Consider the following 18,027-nt stretch of genomic DNA (forward strand, 5'->3'; position numbering starts at 1 on the left):
TCCACTAATTCAGTGGAACACCCGGACCTGGCTCAAGCGGGCCTGGCACACTGTGCCCATGGCACAGATAACCCTGAGTGGAAAACCGGTCAACACTGTCGGCGAGCTGCCTGCCATCGGATCCAAAGCCCCGGCCTTCAATTTGATCGGCTCCGACCTGTGGGTGGTCGATGCCGAGCAGTTCCGCGGCAAGCCCCTCGTGCTGAACATTTTTCCGTCCGTCGATATCGCGATTTGCGCGACGACCGTGCGGACCTTCAACCAACGCGCCGCCGCGACCGGTGTGTCCGTGGTGTGCGTGTCAAAAGACCTGCCGTTCGCGTTTCAACGGTTCTGCAGCGCCGAAGGCATCGACAACGTCACGACAGCTTCGGCGTTCCGTGACAGCTTCGGCGAAGACTACGGCGTCACAATTACCGACGGTCCGATGGCGGGGCTCCTTGCCCGGGCCGTCGTGGTGATTGGCCCCGACGGCACGGTCACTTACACGGAGCTGGTGCCAGAAATCGAGCAGGAGCCGAATTACGACTCCGCGCTGGCCGTGCTGGGCTGAGCGGCCTGCACGGCAACGCCGCCCGGCGCGCGCCGGCGCAGACGGCCACCAGTAGACACCGGCCATCTCCAGGACAAGCTCGTGCGCCAGGCGCAAACCAGGTTTACGATTCGTCTGCCATGATCCGCCCGCGATGCGCGGGGATACCTCCCGTCTGCTGGGGAGAGGAGCGCCGCTGATGAGTCGCATCGTCGTCGACGCCGACCGCTGCACCGGGCACGGCCGCTGCTACACCCTGGCGCCCGACGTCTTCGACGCCGACGAGGTCGGCCACTCCGTCGTGCTGGTCGCCGAGGTGTCCGGCGAGCTCGAGGCGCAGGCCGTCACCGCGGAGCAAAACTGCCCCGAGGGCGCCATCTCCCTATCCCGTTGAAACAGAACGCAAGTGGCTGACACGGCGTCGAACGAGCGGATGATCGCCGGGGTCGCCGCCGCGGCCGTCGCGCTCGGGGTGGCTCAGCTGGTGGGCATCCCGTTCGGCGCGCGGGCCGACGCGCGTGCCGCGATCGGCGCAGCGGTCGTCGACCTCGCGCCGGGCCCCGTCAAAGAGTGGGCGATTCAGACCCTGGGTGCTCTGGACAAACTCTTCATCGCCGTCGCGGTGCTCGTGGTGATCGCCGCGATCGCCGCAATCGCCGGGACCCTGGAGACCCGGCGCCGCCCGCTCGGCAGCGCCGCGATCGCCGCCGCGGGCGCGCTCGGATGCGCCGCGGTGCTGTCGCGGCAGGGCGCGACAGGGCTCGACGTCATCCCCACCGTCGCGGGTGCGGCCTGCGGTGTGGCGACGCTACGGTTGCTCACCCGTCGGTTCCGGCCCGCCGCGCAAGACCCCGGAGAGGGCGCCGGTCACGACGAAACCGATGTCGGCAGGCGCAGGTTGGTCGTGCTCGGACTGCTCGGATTGGGGGTGGTGAGTGGCGTGGCGGGTGCGGTCATCACGCGGTTGGTGCATTCGGTGGCCGCCGACCGCAACAGTTTCACGCTTCCCCGGCCGCGCATATCGGCGCCACCCATACCAGCCGATGTGCAACCGAAAGGCGTTGCCCTGCCGAGCTTTGTCACCCCCAGCGCCGACTTCTACCGGGTGGACACCGCGCTCAGCGTTCCGCAACTCAGCCACGGCGACTGGCGGTTGCGCATCCACGGCATGGTGAACCGCGAAGCCACGTACAGCTTCGCCGATCTCGCCGGCTTTGACGTCGTCGAAAAGGTCACGACGCTCACCTGCGTGTCCAATCCCGTTGGTGGCGACCTCATTTCAACCGGAATCTGGACGGGCTACCGGGTTGCCGATCTGCTTGCGGCGGCCGGCGTGCACCCGGACGCCGACATGGTGCTCTCGACATCGATCGACGGCTTCACCGCCGGCACGCCGGTGGATGCACTCACCGATGGCCGTGACGCGCTCCTGGCGGTCGCCCTCAACGGTCAGCCCCTGCCGATCGAGCACGGTTATCCGGCCCGGCTGGTCGTGCCCGGGCTCTACGGGTACGTGTCGGCCACCAAATGGGTCGTCGAGATGGAGCTGACCCGCTTCGACAAAGCAGAGGCGTACTGGACGCGGCAGGGCTGGGCGGCGCGTGCACCCATCAAGACCGAATCGCGGATCGACGTGCCGAGAGATGGGCAGCGGGTGCCGATAGGGCCCGTGGTGTTCGGCGGTGTCGCGTGGGCGCAGAATCGCGGCGTGCGGGCCGTGGAAGTCCGGATCGACGGCGGCGAGTGGCAGCCCGCCGAACAGGGCGCAAGCTATTCCAACGAGACGTGGCGACTGTGGAGCTTTCCCTGGCAGGCGAAAAGCCCCGGGAAACACTCGATCACCGTGCGCGCCACCGACAACACCGGCGCCACCCAGACGGCGGACCGGGTCGCCACCGTCCCCGACGGCGCCACCGGCTGGCACACGGTGGACTTCACCGTGGCCGGGACTTGACGCGCTATTTCGACGCGAGTTTCCGCCAGCTGGCTGCCGCGATCACGAGGCCGATCACCACCGTGATGGGACCAATGACGGACCAGGTCGTGGTGTTGCTCATCGGGCTCCCGCCAAGCACCCCGAATCCCTGAAGCGCCCAAATCAAACCGAACAACGCCAGGATCAAACCGAAGGCGAACGTGGCGACGAATGTCCTTCTCATACCGGGATGCTACGCGGCCGCGATCGACGGCGACGCGACCACACTCAGCGCCGCGCGAGCGCATGCCATGCCAGGTCGACGATCGCCTCGCAATAGTCGTCGTCGACGGGAACGTCGGAGTACACGACACGAATGTTGAGCGGAGCCAGCACGATCTGCACCGCGGCCAGAGTGTTCACGCCCTCGCGCAGCTCGCCCCGCTCCCGGGCCCGGTCCACGACCGCGCGCATGGCGGTGAAGTGCGCCCGCCAGAACCGCGACCGGGTGGCTTCGTCGTGCCCGCCGCGCCGGTCCATCACCAGCGCGCGCAACAGTGTGCGACCGACTTCGCTGTTGATTCGATTGGTCACGTTGCGGGCCAAGGCCTGTAGGTCGCTGCGCAACGAGCCGGTGTCGGTCCCCGAACTCAGCTTCTCGACATCGGAAAGCACCGCATCGACGATGAGCTGCCGACGGTCTCCCCAATACCGGTAGACCATCGCCGCATCGAGGCGATGACGCTCGGCCAGGGCTTCGATGCTGAACCGCTCGACCCCCCACCGGCTCAACTCGTCGAGGACCGCCGGCATCACCCGCGCCCGGACATCCGCGGGCACCGATTCACGGACCGGCTCAGACGGCTGCATCGACGTCTCCTTAAACCTCCGGTCAAAGGTAGCCGGTCTGGTTCACCAGGCGCACGGAGGACGCCCCGTCGGGATAGAACTCGGCGATGCTCAGCGATGCCAGGTCCAGGTGCAGCCGGTACAAGATGCCGGGCCCGGCCTCCAGCGCCAGCCGCAGCAGCATCTTGATCGGCGTCACGTGCGACACCACCAGCACCGTCGTGCCCTGGTGCGCGTCGATGATTCGTTCGCGCGCGCCGACGACCCGGTCGAGCACGTCGTCGAAGCTTTCGCCGCCCGGCGGCGTGGTGCCGGTGTCGCGCAGCCAGCGGCCGTGCAGCTCCGGGTCGCGCTCGGCGGCCTCGCCGAAGGTCAGCCCCTCCCAGGCGCCGAAATCGGTCTCGATCAAATCGTCGTCCACGGTCACGTCCAGACCGAGCGCTTTGGCGGCCCTGGCCGCGGTGTCGTAGGCCCGCTGCAGCGGGGAGGCGAACACCGCCGAGATTCCGCCGCGCTGCGCCAGGTAACGCGCCGCGGCGTCGGCCTGCCGGCGACCCACCTCGGTGAGGGCCGGGTTGCCGCGGCCCGAATAGCGGCGCTGCGCCGAGAGCTCGGTCTGGCCGTGTCGCAGCAACAGCAGCCTGGTCGGGGTGCCGCGCGCACCGGTCCAGCCGGGCGCCTGCGGGGATTGCGGCGCAGCGGGCTCGGCGGCCCGCTGCCGGGGTTCGGGTTCCCCCAACGCGTCGCCGGACGCGGCGGCGTCCATCGCCTCGTTGGCCAACCGGTCGGCGTAGGAGTTGCGGTCCCGCGGAATCCACGTGTAGTCGATCCGCTCGAACCGCGCCGCCAGCGTTCGGGCCTGCGCGTGCAGTTCGATCAGGTCGGGATGCTTGACCTTCCATCGCCCCGACATCTGCTCCACCAGCAGCTTGGAGTCCAGGAAGACGGCGGCCTCGGTGGCGCCGAGTTCCAGGGCGTCGCCCAAACCGGCCAGCAGGCCCCGGTATTCGGCCACGTTGTTGGTGGCCCGGCCGATGGCCTGCTTGGTCTCCGCCAGCACCGTGGAGCGGTCCTGGGTCCACACCACGGCGCCGTAGCCGGCCGGCCCGGGATTGCCGCGCGACCCACCGTCGGCCTCGATCACCACCTTCACTGGTCGAGCCCCTTGACCCGCAGCAGGATCGCGCCACACTCCGGGCACCGCACCACGTCGTCCTCGGCGGCGGCGGAGATGCGGGACATTTCACCGCGGTCGATCTCGAGCCGGCACGCGCCGCACCGCCGCCCCAGCAACGGCCCGGCGCCCGGCCCTCCCCCGGCCCGCTGCCGTTCGTACAGCGCGGCCAGCGCGGGGTCCAGGGCCGCGGTCAGGACGTCACGGCGCGAGGAGTGCGCCAGGCGGGCCTCGCTGATTTCGGTGAGCGCGGCGTCGAGAGCCCGCTGGGCGCCGGCCAATTCGGCCTCCAGCGCCGCGACGTCGCCCTGCGCGGCATCGAGCTGGCCCTGCAGCTCCTCGCGGCGTTCCATCACATCCAACAGCGAATCCTCCAGGCTGGCCTGCCGCCGCGTCAGCGTCTCCAGCTCGTGCTGCAGATCCGACAGTTGCTTCGCGTCGGCGGCGCCGGACTGCAGCAACGACCGGTCGCGGTCTTCGCGCTGCCGGACCGCCTCGACTTCGGACTCCAATCGAGACACCTGAATATCGATGTCCTCCAACGCGATTCGAACGGCGCCCACGCGGTCAGCGGCGGTGTTGAGTTCGTCCCGCACCCGCTCGAGGTCCTGCTGTTCGGCCAGGTGGCTGGCCCGGTGCGTGATGCGGGACAATTCGGCGTCCAGTTTCGACAGCTCGAGCAGCGAGCGCTGCTGACCGACTTCGGCCTTCATCGCCGCTCACCCCCGGTCTCGTCGCCGCACTGGTCCATCCGCCCCATGTTCCACGGGTCGGTGCGGATGGCGCACACCCGCACCGTCAGCGCCGCACCGAAACGGGACCGCAGCACGTCGGCGGCCTGCCGGCACCAGGGGAATTCGCTCGCCCAGTGCGCGACGTCGACGAGCGCCACCCCGGAGGCCCGGCGGTGCTCGTCGGCCGGATGGTGCCGCAGGTCGGCCGTCACGTAGGCCTGCACGCCCGCGCCGGCCGCGGTCGCCAGCAGCGAGTCGCCGGCGCCGCCGCAGACCGCGACCCGGGACACCGGCATGTCGGGGTCGCCGGCCGCGCGGACACCCCACGCCGTCGCGGGCAGGGCGGCGCCGACGCGGGACACGAAGTCGCGCAGCGGTTCGGGCCGGGGCAGGGTGCCGATGCGGCCCAACCCGGTGTCACCGGGCGGCGGCAGCAACGCGAAGACGTCGAAGGCGGGCTCCTCGTAGGGATGGGCGGCGCGCATCGCCGCCAGCACGGCGGGCCGGATGCGCGCGGGCGCGACGACCTCGAACCGGTCTTCGGCGACCTTCTCGACGGTTCCGACGCTACCCACCGCGGGCGACGCCCCGTCGTGCGGCAGGAACTGCCCGATGCCGCTGACGCTCCAGCTGCACTGTGAATAGTCGCCGATGTGCCCGGCGCCGGCCTCGAAGACGGCCGCCCGCACCGCGTCGGCGTTCTCGCGCGGCACGTAGATCACCCACTTGTCGAGATCGGGCCCGCCCGTTCGCGGCTCCAGGACCGCTTCGACGGTCAGGCCGAGGGCCTGGGCCAGCGCGTCGGACACCCCCGGCGCGGCCGAGTCGGCGTTGGTGTGTGCGGTGAACAGCGAACGCCCGGTCCGGATCAAGCGGTGCACCAGCGCGCCCTTGGGGGTGCTGGCCGCCACCGTGTCGACCCCGCGCAACAGCAGCGGGTGGTGGGCCAGCAGCAGGCCGCCCTCGGGAACCTCGTCGACGACCGCCGGCGTCGGGTCGACCGCCACGGTCACCGCCTCGAGCGTGTCGTCGGGGTCGCCGCACACCAGGCCCACCGAGTCCCACGACTCGGCCAGCCGCGGCGGGTAGGCCTCGTCCAGCACGCCGATGACGTCGGCCAGCCGCACGCTCACCGGTGCACCTCCGAAATCGCCTCGACCAGCAGCGGCCACTCCCGGCGCACCGCGGCCCGCAGGTAGCGCTCGTCCAAGCCGACGAACGTGTCACAGCGACGGATGGCAATCCCCCTGTCCCGCAAACTCTTTCGTATTGAAACGGCGTCGGGCATGCGGAACAGTACGAATGGCGCCCGGCCGTCGACCACCTCGGCGCCCACCGACGTCAGCCCCGCCGCCATCTCGGCACGCAGCTCCGCCAACCGCACCGCACCGGCCGCCGCTTCGGCGACCGCCTGCCGGCCGCAGCATGCCGCGATGGCCGTCAGTTGCAGCGTCCCCACCGGCCAGTGGGCGCGCCGAGCCGTCAACCGCGCCAACACCTCCGGCGCGCCCAGGGCGTAGCCCACCCGCAGGCCGGCCAGCGCCCACGTCTTGGTCAGGCTGCGCAGCACGAGCACGTCGGGCAGCGGGTCACCGGCCAGCGACTCCGGTTCGCCGGGAATGGAATCCGCGAACGCCTCGTCGATCACCAGGATCCGCCCGGGCCGGCGCAGGGCGAGCAGCTGCTCGCGGGTGTGCAATACCGACGTCGGGTTGGTCGGGTTGCCCACCACCACGAGGTCGGCGTCGTCGGGAATGGCCACCCCCGCCAAGCCGAAGGGTGGCTCGAGCACGACGTGGTGCACGGGCACTCCGGCGGCGCTCAGCGCGTCCGCCGGCTCGGTGAACGAGGGCGCGACGACGGCCGCAAGCGCCGGACGCAGGTTGGGCAACAACGCGAACCCCTCCGCCGCGCCCGCCAACGGCAGCACCTCGTCGCGGGCACGGCCATGCCGCTCGGCGACCGCATCCTGCGCCGAGCGCACGTCTTGGCCGCTCGGGTAGCGCGCCAGATCGGTCAGCCGCGCGGCCAGCCGCCGCATCAGCCACTCGGTAGGCTGGCCGTGACGGACGTTGACGGCGAAATCCAGCATCCCGGGCGCGACGGCCTGATCACCGTGATAGCGCGCCGCAGGCGTGGTCAGGTTCAGACTCGCCATCCGAGAAACACTAGTGGGCGGCTCGGGCGCGTGGCAGCGACACCGTCACACCCGGTCCGGACCATCGAGGACAATGGTGAGGTGACAGGCACAACGTCGGCCGACCGCCCGGCCTCCCCCCGCGAAGCGTCGTCGCCGCCCGCTGCGGCGCAGCTGGTGATCTTCGACCTCGACGGCACGCTCACCGACTCCGCGGAGGGGATCGTGGCCAGCTTCCTGCACGCGCTCGACCAGGTCGGCGTCGCGGTGCCCGACGGCGACCTGGTGGCACAGATCGTGGGCCCGCCGATGGACGACACCTTCCGCACCATGCTGGGCGAGGACGCCGAGCGGGCGATCGCCGCCTTCCGCGCCGAATACGCCGACCGGGGCTGGGCGATGAACACGCTGTTCGAGGGCATCGCGCCCCTGCTGGCCGACCTGGAGGCCGCCGGTGTCCGGCTGGCCGTGGCCACCTCGAAGCTGGAACCGACGGCCCGGCGCATCCTCGCCCACTTCGGCCTCGATCAGCATTTCGAGGTGATCGCCGGGGCGAGTCCCGACGGCTCGCGCAAGACCAAGGTCGAGGTGCTCGCCCACGCGCTCGAACAGCTGCGGCCGCTGCCGGGGCGGGTGCTCATGGTCGGCGACCGCAGCCACGACGTGCACGGCGCGGCCGCCCACGGCATCGACACCGTGGTGGTGGGCTGGGGTTACGGGCGCGACGACTTCCCTGACGGGGCGACGGTGGCGGGGCCCACCATGGTGACGCACGCGGCGACCGTCGACGAACTGCGGGCGGTGCTCGGTGTCTGAGCCGCTACACGTCACGTTCGTCTGCACGGGGAACATCTGCCGGTCGGCGATGGCCGAGAAGATGTTCGCCGACCAGCTGCGCCGCCGCGGCCTGGCCGACGCGGTGCGGGTGACCAGCGCGGGCACCGGCAACTGGCACGTCGGCGAGTGCGCCGACGACCGGGCGGCCGGCGTCCTGCGCGCCCACGGCTACTCCACCGACCACCGGGCCGCCCAGGTCGACGCCGACCATCTGGCGGCCGATCTGGTGGTGGCCCTGGGCCGCAACCATCTTCGGATGCTGCGCGAGCTGGGCGTCGACGAGGAGCGGGTGCGGATGCTGCGGTCCTTCGATCCGCGTTCGGGCGCCCACGCCCTCGACGTCGAGGATCCCTACTACGGCGACCCGCAGGACTTCGAGGACGTCTTCACCGTCATCGAGGCATCGTTGCCCGGCCTGCACGCGTGGGTCGACGATCGACTCGCCCGAAACGGATCGCCATGACGCCCAGGGCGCTGCATCGGCTGGCGTTCCTGCTGCGGCCGGGCTGGATAGCGCTGGCGTTGGTGGTCATCGCCTTCACCTACCTGTGCTTCACGGTGCTCGCGCCCTGGCAGCTGGGCAAGCACAACCGGACGTCGCGGGAGAACCGCCAGATCGAGTATTCCCTCAACACCGATCCCGTCCCGCTCAAAACGCTGTTGCCGCAGCAGGATTCGTCGGCCCCGAACGCGCAGTGGCGCCGCGTGACGGCCACCGGGCACTATCTGCCCGATGTCCAAGTGCTGGCCCGGTTGCGGGTCATCGAGGGCAAACCGGCGTTCGAGGTGTTGGCGCCCTTCGTCGTCGACGATGGGCCGACCGTGCTGGTCGACCGAGGGTACGTGCGGCCCGAGGAGGGCTCCCATGTCCCGCCGATCCCCCGTCCGCCCCAGAACACCGTCACCGTCACCGCGCGGCTGCGCGATTCCGAGCCCGTGGCCCCGGGCAAGGAGCCGCTCGCCCAAGACGGTGTGCAGCAGGTGTATTCGATCAACACCGGACAGGTCGCGGCGCTGACCAAGGTGCCGCTGGCCGGGTCGTATCTGCAGTTGACCGAGGACCAGCCCGGCGGGCTAGGCGTGATCGGGGTGCCGCACCTGGACGCCGGGCCGTTCCTGTCCTACGGCATCCAGTGGATTTCCTTCGGCATCGTCGCCCCGCTCGGATTGGGTTACTTCGCGTACTCCGAGATCCGCGCCCGCCGCCGGGAAAAGGAGCAGCGGCAGGCCGCGGCCGGCGCGGCCACAGCGGCCCCGGACGCCCCGCCGGCGCCGACGACCGTGGAGGCCAAGCTCGCCGACCGCTACGGCCGCCGCCGGTAGCTCAACAATCCCGCCAGCACCGCCGCGCCCGCCTGCACCATGCGCGACAGCGCCACCGCGCGGCGCAGGTCGGCCACCGTCGGCTCGTGGCCGTCGCCCAATGTGGGCCGGATCTGCAGCTCGTGGCGGTACTGGGTGGGCCCGCCCAGCCGCACGCTCAACGCCCCGGCGAAGGCCGCCTCGACGACACCGGCGTTGGGGCTGGGGTGACGGGCGGCGTCACGACGCCAGGCCCGCACCGCGCCCGAGGGTGACCCGCTGACGAAGGGGGCGCACATCACCACCAGCGCCGCCGTCACCCGCGCGGCCACATAGTTGGCCGCGTCATCCAATTTCGCTGCGGCCCAACCGAATCGGGCATAGCGCGCCGACCGATAGCCGATCATCGAGTCCAACGTGTTGATGCCGCGGTACGCCAGCACCCCCGGCGCCCCGCCCACGGCCGCGCACAGCAGCGGCGCCACCTCGGCGTCGGACGTGTTTTCCGCGACCGATTCCAGCGACGCGCGCGTCAACCCGGCGCCGTCCAGCCAGGCCGGGTCGCGCCCGCACAGCGACGGCAGCAGCCGGCGCGCGGCCTCGATGTCTTCGCGCTCCAGCAGTTCCGACATGGCCAGGCCGGTCCGCGCCAACGTGGTTCCGCCCACCGAAGCCCAGGTGGCGGCGGCGGTGGCGGCGATCGAAGCGGGCGGGCCGCCGCGTCCGGCGGCCCGTTGCAGGGCCGCGCCGAGCAAGGCCGCCGCCCCGACCAGCACGCCGACGTGCACCGCCCCCGCGGCCCGGCTGTCGCGGTAGGTCACCCGCTCCAACCAGGCGGCGGCGCGGCCGAACGCCGCGACCGGATGCCCCCTCGCCGGGTCGCCCAGCGCGACGTCGGCCAGGTAGCCGGCCAGCACGCCGGGGAGCCTGGTCCGCGTCGCAACCACCCCGGCAGCGTCTCACACGTGGTTCACTCGAGGACATGGCGTCGTCCGCGATGAAGCGGCCCGCGACCCGGGTCGCCGACCTGCTCAACCCGGCGGCGCTGTTGTTGCCGGCCGCGAACGTGATCATGCAGTTGTCCATGCCCGGCGTCGGTTATGGCGTGCTGGAGAGCCCGGTGGACAGCGGCAACGTCTACAAGCATCCGTTCAAACGGGCCCGCACCACCGGAACCTACCTGGCGGTCGCCACCATCGGGACCGAGTCCGATCGCGCGTTGATCCGCGCCGCCGTGGACACCGCGCACCGGCAGGTCCGTTCCACGCCGTCAAGCCCGGTGTCCTACAACGCCTTCGACCCCAAGCTGCAGCTCTGGGTGGCGTCGTGCCTGTACCGCTATTTCGTCGACCAGCACGAGTTCCTGCACGGCCCGCTCGACGACACCACCGCCGACGCCGTCTATCTCGACGCCGCGCGGCTGGCCACCACGCTGCAGGTGCCCGAACGGATGTGGCCGCCGGACCGGGCGGCATTCGGCGAGTACTGGAAGCGCTCGCTCGACGAGCTGCGCATCGACCCGCCGGTGCGAGCGCATCTGCGCGGCGTGGCGTCGCTGGCGTTCTTGCCGTGGCCGTTGCGGATCCTCGCCGGCCGGTTCAACCTGTTCGCGACGACCGGGTTCTTGGCTCCGGAGTTTCGCGCGTTGATGCAGCTCGACTGGTCGCCGGGCCAACAGCGCCGGTTCGAGTGGCTGCTGTCCGCGCTGCGGCTGGCCGACCTCTTCCTGCCGCACGGGATCTGGCTCCTCGGTTACCAGGTTTACCTGTGGGACATGCGTTTTCGCACCCGACGCGGTTGGCGGATCGTCTAGGACCGCACCGTCGCGAAGAACGCGCGGACGTCCTCGACGAACAGCTCCGGTTGCTCGAACGCGGCGAAGTGCCCACCGCGCGGCATGGCTGTCCAGTGCGTGATGTTGTAGACCGGCTCGCACCAGCTCCTCGGCGCCTTCAGCAGCTCGCCCGGGAAAGCCGCCACGCCCGTGGGCAATTCGACGCGGTCCAGCTGGCCCCACACCCTGAAGCTCTCCCAGTACAGGCGGGCCGAGGACGCGCCGGTGTCGGTCACCCAATAGACCATCACGTTGTCCAGCAGCTCGTCGCGGGTGAACACGTTCTCGGGATGGCCGTCGCAATCGGCCCACGCCCAGAACTTCTCGACGATCCACGCCAGCTGCCCCACCGGCGAATCGGCCAGCCCGTAGCCCAGGGTCTGCGGCCGGGTGGACTGCTGCTTGGAATAGCCGGTGCCCCACTTCCGGTGGTCGGCCAGCGCGGCCATTGCCCGCAGCTCTTCCTCGGTCGGGTTCTTAAGGGACTCCGGCGTGGGCCGCCCGATCGGCATGTTGAGGTGGATCGCCGCGCAGTGGCCCTCGTTTCGCCCGATCTGCGTGGTCACCGCGGCGCCCCAGTCGCCGCCCTGGGCGCCGTAGCGGTCGTAGCCCAGGCGCAGCATCAACGTCTCCCAGGCCGCGGCGACCTTCTCCACACCCCAGCCCGTGCGCGTCGGCTTGCCGGAAAACCCGTATCCCGGCAGCGACGGGCAGACCACGTGGAAGGCGTCCTCGGCGCGCCCGGACGCCGGGTTCGTCAGCGGCTCGATCACCTTGTGGAACTCCACGATCGAGCCGGGCCAGCCGTGGGTGATCAGCAGCGGGAAGGCGCCCTCATGCGGCGAGCGCTGGTGGATGAAATGAACGTCCAGCCCGTCGATCTCGGTAACGAACTGGTCGAAGCGGTTCAGCGCGGCCTCGCGTGAGCGCCAGTCGTACTCACCGGCCCAATAGGCGGCCAGCTCGCGGGTGTAGGCCAGCGGCATGCCCTGGCTCCAGTCGTCCACGCATTCGGCATCCGGCCAGCGGGTACGGGCGAGCCGCGCCCGCAGGTCGTCGAGCACCTCGTCCGGGACGTCGATACGAAAAGGTTCCACGGGTTCACCATCCATGCCCCCGAGGCTGCCACACGATCGTGCTGGCGTCGCGAGCTTTAACGCCACCGCGAAAATCGACACAAAGATTCGCGGTGGCGTTTTCCCCCGCAAACGGGGGTGCCCCCAGCCCGCAGCCCCAAGCGGGTGTTCGACCGGCTAGCTGAATTGCTCGGCGGCCATCCAGCTCGACGTCGCGATCAGATCGCCGCGGTCAAGGGCTGCGGCGCGGTGCTCGTGCACCCTGGCGTACTCCGGGGAGGTGACCATCTCCAAAAAGGCTGCCGGCGTGGGGTATTCGACGATCAGGATCGCATCCCACCATGGTTCCCGGCCGTCGCCGATGACGACGCCCGGAGACGTGCCGCCGTAGCGGATCTTGGCGCCGACGCGATCCAGGTGTGGCGCGACTTCCGCCCCGTATTGCAGATAACGATCCAGGCCGCCGGGCTTCTTGAACTGCAACAGGTTGACCATCACGACCGGAGCGTCGGCCGGTCGCGCCGCCAGGGCGGCCACCTGCTCGGGGGTGGTCTCTACCGAAGTGCTCATGCGAATCTCCTTGTCTTTGCGTGCTGTATGAGGACCGCGCGCATCATGCCTGCTTCGCCATCAAGCCGGCGGCTCCGCCGCCGATGTAGTTGACCGGTCCCGCCTGTTGCGCCTCGGCGATCAACGGGGTCAGGTGACGGATCATCACCGCGTCCAGGACCGAGTGGAACTGACCGTCCTCGGTGAAGTTGATGTTGGCTCCCTCGACGCGGATGAAGACGACCGTGTCCTCGGTGTTGGACTCGGGGCAGACGAAGGTGTGTACCGATCCGGCGGGCTCGTACAGGTAGGAACCGGCGGTCTGTGGCTGGTCGGGGTACTCGAGGTAATACCAGCGACCCGCAAGGGTGTAGGCCTCGGCGACACCGGTGTGGTAGTGCACGGGTAGCTGCGCTCCCGGGCTGAGAACGGCCAGCACCACCCAGCATCCGGCCTCGAGATCGAGCCGAAGCGGCTTGAAATGCACTCCGGGCGCCAGCGCGTCGCGTAGCAGGGGGTTGTCGGACTCGTTGACCGTCAGCAGCTCACCCTGCGGCAGCGCGGTCAGCGGCAGCGGGGAGCCGGAACTTGTCTTGGCTGAGGTTGGTTCGGCGGCGAGCGTCATTGTCTTTCCTTGGGCTGCAGTGACTTCCCCAGTTCGGTGGAAGGGCGGTGTTTTCACCGCCAGCTCTAGAATGCCGGTCGTGCACGTTCCCGGTCTTGACCCTTGAAGACAAGCTTTTGGCTTTTCAGGACATATCACCCGTCGGCGGCTAGCGTCTCGGGATATGTCGGTGGTGCGCGGCACGGCGCTGTCAAACTATCCGGAACTGGTCACCGATTTGGGCGGTGACCCGGAACGGTTGCTGCGCCGCGCGGGAATTCGGCCAACGGACATCGGCAAATACGAGGTGTTCGTGCCCCTGCGGGGAGTTGTTTTGGCGCTGGAGTCGGCCGCCGAAGAAACCGAAACACCGGATTTCGGCCGCCGCCTGGCTCAGCGACAGGGCATCGAGATCCTCGGCCCGGTGGGGGTGGCGGCCCGCACGGCGGCCACCGTGGGTGATGCGATGGCGATCTTCGGTACGTTCTTGGCCGCCTACAGCCCGGCCCTGTCGGTTCACGCGGCGCCGCTGCCGGACCGGCCCGAGCGCTCCTTTATGGAGTTCCAGATTCTCATGGAGCGGTTGCCGTCCGCTATCCAAAGTGTTGAGCTGTCCCTCGGCGTGATCCTGAAGGTGTTGCGGCTACTGCTCGGCGGGCAGTACTGCCCGCTGTCGGTGCACGTGCCCCACGAGCCGGTCACCCCCGCCGCGCAGTACCGTGAATACTTCGGGTGCAGGCCGTATTTCGCCGAGCCTGCCACCGGGTTCACCCTTCGAACCGCCGACTTGAGCGGCTCGCTTCGTCACGACGAGCTGGCTCACCGCGCCATGGTCGAGTACCTCAGCACCCTGATCGGCCGGCGAGGCCCGGACATCAGCCAGTCGGTCCGCACCATTGCACGACAGCTGCTGCCCGCCGGCGCCGCCAAACTCGAGGTGATCGCTGCGCAGTTCAACGTCCATCCCAAGACGCTGCAGCGCAGGTTGGCCGACGAGGGCACAACGTTTTTCGAGGTGATCGACGATTTGCGGCGCGACACCGCCGAACACTACCTGCGCGACACCGACATCAACCTGTCGCACCTGACACGGGAACTCGGCTACACCGAGCAGAGCGTGCTGACCCGCTCGTGCAAACGCTGGTTCGGAATCGGGCCGGCGGCCTACCGGCGTGCGCTACGCTCCCGCAGACGTCCCGCGATCTCCTGATCGCACGACTGATCCCGCGGTTCGGCGACCTGGTGCGTGGTCATCACAGTCCGACCGCCCGCTCCATGTCTTTGAGCGACGATTCCAGATGGCCGAGCACGCGCTGCAGGTGCGGCACGGCGCGGGGGCATCCGACAAGGCCGAAGTCGAGACTGTCGGCACTGGTGGCCAGCGTGATGTTGAGGGCCTGCCCATCCACAGCGATCGACAACGGGTAGTTGCCGTCAAGGCGGGCGCCGTTGTAGTACAACGGATTCTGCACACCCGGGACGTTGGAAATACAGATGTTGAAGGGCGGCGGGGTCGCCGCGCCGAGGCCCGGAATCCCGCTGAAGGCCGCCGGCGCCAGCAAGGACACCCCCAGCGCCATCGCCTGAGCCCGCGGCAGCTGGGACAGCACCTGCTTGTTGTCGCGCATCGACTCACGAATGGCGCGCAGGCGTTCTGCCGGGTCATCGAGATCGGTGGCCAGGTTGCACAGCACGCCCGAGACGACGTTCCCGCCGTCGGTGTCGCGCTCGGTGCGCAGGTTCACCGGAACCAGCGCGGTCAGCGGCTTGTCCGGCAGCGCGCTGTGGTCGGTGAGGTAGGCGCGCAGCGCGCCGGCGCACATGGCCAGAACGACATCGTTGACCGTCACCCCCGCGGCGTTCTTGACGCCCTTGATCCGTTCCAGCGGCCAGGACTGCGCCGCGCAACGCCGCGCCCCGCCGATCGGGACGTTCAGCATCGTGCGCGGAGCCCGGAACGGCAGGGTCATGTGCTGCTCGAGCAGCGCGGCGCGGGTGAGCGAGAGCGTTCCCGGGGCAAAGCCCGCCACGGCTCCGATGGCGCCCGCCAGCGTTGCACGGCGGCTGCGGCGCGCCCGCTGTCGGCCCTGCCGCGGCGGCGTTGCCCACGGGACCCGGATCTCGGTGTCCTGCGGGTCGGAACTCAACGCGCCCTGCAGCATTCGCAGTGCGGACACACCGTCGACGATCGCGTGATGCATCTTGGTGTAGACGGCGAACCGTCCATCGCCCAACCCCTCGATGAGATGCGTTTCCCACAGCGGGCGATGCCGATCGAGCAGGGTGCCGTGCAGCCGCGACGTCAAGTCGAGTAGCTCACGAACCCGACCGGGTGCGGGCAGCGCCGAGCGCCGTACGTGGTAGCTGAGGTCGGCGTCGTCGTCGACGGTCCACAACGCGTTGTTGAAGCCGCCGAGCGTCTTCGCCGGACGCTTCCGGAAGGCGGGCGCGACGTCGCGGCTCGCCATCATCGCCTGGTAAATGTCGCGGACGAACTCCGGTCCGGCCCCCTGTGGAGGTGTGAACAGCTGCAGGCCGCCGACGTGCATGGGATGCTCGCGCGACTCGGCCACCAAGCACAAGGCGTCGATCGGTGCGGTGAATTTCATGACGACCCTTCGGTTTTGATAGATGATCGGCCAGCGGATGATAGGCAGCGCTCACTCATCGCCGCCACCGGTGGGCTGGCGGGTCGATGTTCCGCTGCACCCACTGTGCGTCACCGGCCATCCGGCCGTATTGACCGAAAACGACATTTTGTTGGCATTTCAAGACAGGCAGGAGCGTTACGCCTCTGGGGCCGCGCCCTGATACCCTTCCGGCTCCGGCTGGTTTCATCCCCGCCGGAGCCGTCGGTTGATCCACGCCGCACAGCCGGATCCCGGAGAGTGCCGTGATAGCGAATACCGCGACGCGCCAGCCCACGCCGCCCCAGGCGGGTATGACGGTCGGGGCCCGGCCGCTGGCAAGTTGTCAGATGCGGGCGAGGAAGTTGCGAAGCCGTTCGAGCAGGATGTCGGGGCGCTGTTCGGCGAACCAGTGGCCCACCCCGTCGACCAGTTCCACGTCGAAGTCGCGGACCTGCGCCTGGTATCCGCGCAGCAGCGTGGGAGTGAGCACCGGGTCGTCGGTACCGTGTAGCCAGCGGACGGGAACCTCCACGCGGGCATCGGCGTATCGACCGGCAACCCACGGCAAGAACTCCCGCGTCAAAAAGGTGCGGTACCAACGCGATCCGGCGACAGCGTGGCCGGGTTCCCGCATGCGCCGCGCGTACAGCCAGAAATCGTCCCCGGGCATCGAAAAGCCGCCTCCCACCCACGAACTCAGCAGTCGCAGGAACCGGCCCTTGGGGTCGGCAATGACGCGTGGACCCACCAGCGGCAGTGCGATGGGAAGCTGATACCAGAACCGCCACAGGTGGCGCAGCGTCGCCAGATCGGGTTTTAGCCAGGGCGCGACGGTGTTGACCCCGAAGTAACCCCTCACCATTTCGGGGTGGCGCAGCATCATGATGAAGGAGACCGGTCCGCCCCAGTCGTGGGCGACGAGGGCTACCGGCTCGGCGCCCAGCCGGTCGAGCACGGCGGCCAGGTCGTCGGCCATGCCGACCTTGCCGTACCGGGACGCCGGTGCTGAACTCCAGCCGGCGCCACGCAGATCCGGGCAGAGCACCCGGTACCCGTCGGCCGCCAGAGGCCCGATGAGCTCGCGCCACTCCCACCAATTCTGCGGGAAGCCGTGCACCAGCATCACCGGCGGCCCGTCGGCCGGTCCCGTTTCGGCCACGTGGATTCTGACGCCGCCGCCCACGTCCACAAACCGGTGGCTCACCCCGTCGAGTCGCGGCATTGACATCGTCGCGACGTCGAAACTCCCGGCGGGAATTGATTCGCTTGTCATGGTCTCACCTGTCGCTCACGAACCTCTCGTTAAGACACAGCGTGCGCCGGTGACCCCGAGGGAATCTTGACAGATCGGGACTGATATTTGACTTTTCGAGACGCAGCCCCCGTGCGGTGCTACTGCTTGACCATCGCGGCGTGGATAAGGTCCTCGGGCTTGATCAGGTGGTCGTGGCTGTCGTCGCCGATCGCGAGCTGCACCCAGGCGATGTCGCCGCTGAAACCGTTTCCGGCGGGGCCATAGTCCCGCGACGCCGGGGAGCCGGTGTCGGCGCCCACATCGCAGGCCCCGTCGGCCGAATAGGCCATCGGGATGGTGATCTCGACACGCCCGCTGCCGACGGGCTCGCCGTCGTAATTGAGGGTGACGGCGCCGGGACCGGACTGATGCCCCGGTGGCTGGCAGTCACGAGCTACGTGGCCGCTGTGGCCGTGTTGGCCCTCACCGAGGTGAGCATGTGGGTGACGTTGGTCTTCCCCGCATGGGTGCTGCTCGTCAGTGGCTTGATCTTCGCCCGCTCACAACGCATCGACGAGCTAGCAGTCCAGGCTTGACGAAGCGAACCCGTTTCAAGCCAA

The 18,027-nt window shown here is 69.5% G+C and carries 22 protein-coding genes; 9 read left to right on the plus strand and 13 right to left on the minus strand.

The features are described 5' to 3' along the window. The first annotated feature begins 58 nt into the window (after positions 1-58). The 3 genes from tpx to G6N37_RS09510 all read left to right on the plus strand — a co-directional run bounded on the left by tpx (position 59) and on the right by G6N37_RS09510 (position 2,486). Entirely contained in the window at positions 59-553 is a 495-nt protein-coding gene (tpx, locus tag G6N37_RS09500; protein ID WP_083172814.1) for a thiol peroxidase, read from the plus strand. 178 nt (positions 554-731) lie between these two features. Beyond that, the gene (locus G6N37_RS09505; RefSeq protein ID WP_163679110.1) at positions 732-926 is read left to right on the plus strand and encodes a ferredoxin; all 195 of its coding nucleotides are present in this window, start codon (positions 732-734) and stop codon (positions 924-926) included. A gap of 39 nt (positions 927-965) precedes the next feature. After that, positions 966-2,486 (plus strand): molybdopterin-dependent oxidoreductase, encoded by a 1,521-nt coding sequence (locus G6N37_RS09510; protein WP_163684812.1) that lies wholly within the window; start codon positions 966-968, stop codon positions 2,484-2,486. Between the two features lie 4 nt (positions 2,487-2,490). Here the strand turns inward: G6N37_RS09510 and G6N37_RS09515 are convergent, their stop codons facing one another. From G6N37_RS09515 to cobC, 6 genes are read right to left on the minus strand one after another with little or no spacing between them, the layout of a single operon-like run. Continuing rightward, positions 2,491-2,691, minus strand: coding sequence for a hypothetical protein (locus tag G6N37_RS09515; protein WP_163679112.1), 201 nt, complete (start codon positions 2,689-2,691; stop codon positions 2,491-2,493). A 44-nt stretch (positions 2,692-2,735) separates the two neighbouring features. After that, a complete protein-coding gene (locus tag G6N37_RS09520; protein ID WP_163679115.1) occupies positions 2,736-3,317 on the minus strand; it encodes a TetR-like C-terminal domain-containing protein in 582 nt (193 codons plus the stop codon). A 22-nt stretch (positions 3,318-3,339) separates the two neighbouring features. Continuing rightward, positions 3,340-4,449, minus strand: a complete 1,110-nt coding sequence (locus G6N37_RS09525) for a bifunctional RNase H/acid phosphatase (protein ID WP_163679118.1) — start codon at positions 4,447-4,449, stop codon at positions 3,340-3,342. Then, the gene (locus tag G6N37_RS09530; protein WP_163679124.1) at positions 4,446-5,183 is read right to left on the minus strand and encodes a zinc ribbon domain-containing protein; all 738 of its coding nucleotides are present in this window, start codon (positions 5,181-5,183) and stop codon (positions 4,446-4,448) included. Before G6N37_RS09530 ends, G6N37_RS09525 begins: the two co-directional genes overlap by 4 nt. After that, positions 5,180-6,337, minus strand: coding sequence for a Nif3-like dinuclear metal center hexameric protein (locus tag G6N37_RS09535; protein ID WP_163679142.1), 1,158 nt, complete (start codon positions 6,335-6,337; stop codon positions 5,180-5,182). The genes G6N37_RS09530 and G6N37_RS09535 overlap by 4 nt, the downstream gene beginning before the upstream one ends. Next, the gene (cobC, locus tag G6N37_RS09540; RefSeq protein WP_163679145.1) at positions 6,334-7,362 is read right to left on the minus strand and encodes an Rv2231c family pyridoxal phosphate-dependent protein CobC; all 1,029 of its coding nucleotides are present in this window, start codon (positions 7,360-7,362) and stop codon (positions 6,334-6,336) included. Before cobC ends, G6N37_RS09535 begins: the two co-directional genes overlap by 4 nt. A gap of 81 nt (positions 7,363-7,443) precedes the next feature. On the opposite strand from cobC, the gene G6N37_RS09545 reads away from it, so the two are divergent. Genes G6N37_RS09545 through G6N37_RS09555 form a run of 3 tightly spaced genes read left to right on the plus strand, consistent with a single transcriptional unit; the run spans position 7,444 to position 9,501 of the window. Beyond that, positions 7,444-8,157 carry an HAD-IA family hydrolase gene (locus G6N37_RS09545; protein ID WP_174813809.1) on the plus strand — a complete coding sequence of 238 codons (714 nt, stop codon included), beginning with the start codon at positions 7,444-7,446 and terminating at the stop codon, positions 8,155-8,157. After that, entirely contained in the window at positions 8,150-8,641 is a 492-nt protein-coding gene (locus G6N37_RS09550; RefSeq protein ID WP_163679148.1) for a low molecular weight protein-tyrosine-phosphatase, read from the plus strand. The genes G6N37_RS09545 and G6N37_RS09550 overlap by 8 nt, the downstream gene beginning before the upstream one ends. Before the next feature lie 11 nt (positions 8,642-8,652). Further along, complete coding sequence (locus G6N37_RS09555; RefSeq protein ID WP_163684817.1) at positions 8,653-9,501, plus strand: SURF1 family cytochrome oxidase biogenesis protein; 849 nt, start codon at positions 8,653-8,655, stop codon at positions 9,499-9,501. Here G6N37_RS09555 and G6N37_RS09560 read toward each other — a convergent pair. Continuing rightward, positions 9,483-10,427: a cobalamin biosynthesis protein gene (locus G6N37_RS09560; RefSeq protein ID WP_163679151.1), complete on the minus strand. Its 945-nt coding sequence runs from the start codon at positions 10,425-10,427 to the stop codon at positions 9,483-9,485. The two genes, G6N37_RS09555 and G6N37_RS09560, sit on opposite strands and share 19 nt — an antisense overlap. 50 nt (positions 10,428-10,477) lie before the next feature. Between G6N37_RS09560 and G6N37_RS09565 the strand changes: the two genes are divergently transcribed. Further along, entirely contained in the window at positions 10,478-11,293 is an 816-nt protein-coding gene (locus G6N37_RS09565; protein WP_197745736.1) for an oxygenase MpaB family protein, read from the plus strand. Here the strand turns inward: G6N37_RS09565 and G6N37_RS09570 are convergent. The 3 genes from G6N37_RS09570 to G6N37_RS09580 form a co-directional block, all read right to left on the minus strand. Then, positions 11,290-12,411, minus strand: a complete 1,122-nt coding sequence (locus G6N37_RS09570; protein ID WP_163684821.1) for an epoxide hydrolase family protein — start codon at positions 12,409-12,411, stop codon at positions 11,290-11,292. The genes G6N37_RS09565 and G6N37_RS09570 overlap by 4 nt on opposite strands. A gap of 156 nt (positions 12,412-12,567) precedes the next feature. Beyond that, entirely contained in the window at positions 12,568-12,960 is a 393-nt protein-coding gene (locus G6N37_RS09575) for a DUF1330 domain-containing protein (RefSeq protein ID WP_163679154.1), read from the minus strand. A 43-nt stretch (positions 12,961-13,003) separates the two neighbouring features. Further along, positions 13,004-13,564: a 2,4'-dihydroxyacetophenone dioxygenase family protein gene (locus tag G6N37_RS09580; RefSeq protein WP_163679157.1), complete on the minus strand. Its 561-nt coding sequence runs from the start codon at positions 13,562-13,564 to the stop codon at positions 13,004-13,006. 163 nt (positions 13,565-13,727) lie between these two features. On the opposite strand from G6N37_RS09580, the gene G6N37_RS09585 reads away from it, so the two are divergent. Further along, positions 13,728-14,753 carry an AraC family transcriptional regulator gene (locus tag G6N37_RS09585; protein WP_163679160.1) on the plus strand — a complete coding sequence of 342 codons (1,026 nt, stop codon included), beginning with the start codon at positions 13,728-13,730 and terminating at the stop codon, positions 14,751-14,753. A 43-nt stretch (positions 14,754-14,796) separates the two neighbouring features. On the opposite strand, the gene G6N37_RS09590 is transcribed toward G6N37_RS09585, so the two are convergent. The 3 genes from G6N37_RS09590 to G6N37_RS09600 form a co-directional block, all read right to left on the minus strand. After that, complete coding sequence (locus G6N37_RS09590) at positions 14,797-16,152, minus strand: WS/DGAT/MGAT family O-acyltransferase (protein ID WP_163679163.1); 1,356 nt, start codon at positions 16,150-16,152, stop codon at positions 14,797-14,799. 364 nt (positions 16,153-16,516) lie between these two features. Further along, positions 16,517-17,401: an alpha/beta fold hydrolase gene (locus tag G6N37_RS09595; protein ID WP_174813929.1), complete on the minus strand. Its 885-nt coding sequence runs from the start codon at positions 17,399-17,401 to the stop codon at positions 16,517-16,519. Positions 17,402-17,565: 164 nt separating this feature from the next. Beyond that, the gene (locus G6N37_RS09600) at positions 17,566-17,757 is read right to left on the minus strand and encodes a hypothetical protein (protein ID WP_174813770.1); all 192 of its coding nucleotides are present in this window, start codon (positions 17,755-17,757) and stop codon (positions 17,566-17,568) included. A gap of 117 nt (positions 17,758-17,874) precedes the next feature. Between G6N37_RS09600 and G6N37_RS26445 the strand changes: the two genes are divergently transcribed. After that, entirely contained in the window at positions 17,875-18,003 is a 129-nt protein-coding gene (locus G6N37_RS26445) for a hypothetical protein (RefSeq protein ID WP_269475750.1), read from the plus strand. The last annotated feature ends 24 nt before the right edge of the window (positions 18,004-18,027 follow it).

The organism is Mycobacterium seoulense (genome assembly GCF_010731595.1).
In the GTDB taxonomy this organism is placed as follows: Bacteria; Actinomycetota; Actinomycetes; order Mycobacteriales; family Mycobacteriaceae; genus Mycobacterium; species Mycobacterium seoulense.